This is a genomic window from Bradyrhizobium sp. MI1.10 (assembly GCF_055811035.1).
In genome coordinates this window covers 1-1,602 of record NZ_JBVVPN010000127.1, presented here as the reverse complement: position 1 = coordinate 1,602, position 1,602 = coordinate 1, and the positions used below count along the sequence as shown (strand labels likewise).

At 56.1% G+C, this 1,602-nt stretch carries 2 protein-coding genes; both read right to left on the bottom strand.

All coding sequences use genetic code 11. The features are described 5' to 3' along the window. Positions 1 to 156: 156 nt before the first annotated feature. Positions 157 to 669, bottom strand: coding sequence for a GNAT family N-acetyltransferase (locus AC0L3K_RS40540; RefSeq protein WP_219685659.1), 513 nt, complete (start codon positions 667 to 669; stop codon positions 157 to 159). A 39-nt stretch (positions 670 to 708) separates the two neighbouring features. Continuing rightward, positions 709 to 1,359: a glutathione S-transferase family protein gene (locus AC0L3K_RS40535; protein ID WP_219685660.1), complete on the bottom strand. Its 651-nt coding sequence runs from the start codon at positions 1,357 to 1,359 to the stop codon at positions 709 to 711. Positions 1,360 to 1,602: the final 243 nt, after the last annotated feature.

Sequence of the window (1,602 nt, the reverse complement as noted above, 5' to 3'; positions counted from 1 at the left end):
CGCCTCCCTTAAGTGGTGCTAAACACCTCCACTTTGGCACATCGATGCCGTCGGCGGGGCGTCCACCCCATCATAAACTTGCGTTGCACTTCGTGTGAGGCCCGCTCTGTCCGTGATAGCGCGCGCTGGCGCAGCTCACCCAAGGTCCGCGATCACCTAGCCAGATATCCAAAGGGCATAGTAACGCGAGTAAGCTTCGCCACCTTGCTCCCAGGGAGCCGTGGGTTGGAATCCGATCCTTTCGTATAGACGATGCGAGGCCGTTAGCGCGTTGTTGCTTGACAAGCGTATGCGATCGTATCCTGCGCTGCGAGCAAAGCTGATAAGTGCATCTGAGATAGCTCGTGCGATCCCCCGGCCTCGGTAGGTTGGGGCGACAAACATGCGAACCATTTCGCACTGTCGATCGTCGAAACGCTTGATCGCACCGGTACCGATGATTTCGTTTTCGGCGATCACACACAAAAGGAGAGCTCGATCGGCGTACACAGTTTCCGCGTTGTCGAGGTCCGATAGCCGCGAATAAATGAAGTCCCGCACAAAACTGTCGGGGTGATCATGGAAATGCTCATGCCAAACAGCTTCAATGAGCCGCCGCGCCGCCGGCGCGTCGCCAAGTCGGAATGGCCGAATTGTCCAATTTGGTTCCAGGCGAGTGAGAACTGCCATGGGCATCCCCTCCCTTGATCATACGCCCTGACGTGCAAATCAAAAATCAAGCCGGCCGTAGAGTTCGTCGAATGGTACGCACACATGCTCATTGTAGGCGGCCCTCGATTGCAGCCGCTCATACCAGCGCTCAACGTTCGGCAAGTTCGGGCGCGGAAGGTCAAGGTTGAGATAGCGATAAAGATGGGTTCCTATCGGAATATCGGCGAGTGATAGCTGGTCTCCGAGCACGAAGCACCTGCCTTTCAACTGATGGTCGATGTGCTTCAGATAACGGCTGGTTTGTTCCAGAGCTTTGTCAACCGCAGCCAAATTGCGTTGCGCTTCGGGCGTCCGGTACCAACCCCAAAACACACCAACCATGAACGCCGGCTGCAACGCGGTTTGCGACCAATCCATCCATTGGTCTGCCTTCGCGCGCTCAGCCGGATTCGCCTTCCAGAACGACGTTTCGGAAGCGTATTTGGCCGCAAGATATCTCAAGATGGCGTGCGACTCCCAGACGACGACGCCGGAGTCATCAATTACTGGAAGGCGGCCATGCGGGTTCATGGCCAGGAATTCAGGCGTGTCGAGGCCCCCGAACGAGCCTCCAAGCTCGACATGCTTGTGCGCGATGCCGAGCTCACCGACCAGCCACATCACCTTCTGCAAGTTGAATGACGATTTACGGCCATAAATGGTGAGCATTGGCGCGGATCTCAATTGGGGATATTGGCTTACACTTAGAGCCCAGCAGTAAGCAGAAATGAAATGACGCTACAAGCTGCAATAGCTCCTTGCACTCGTTTTGGGTGATAAGGCACCTGTCAGGCTTGAATCACAGCTTTCCGCTGTGACTGCCAAGCTGACGTTCATGATGGGGTGGACGCCCCGCCGACGGCATCGATGTGCCAAAGTGGAGGTGTTTAGCACCACTTAAGGGAGGCGTCC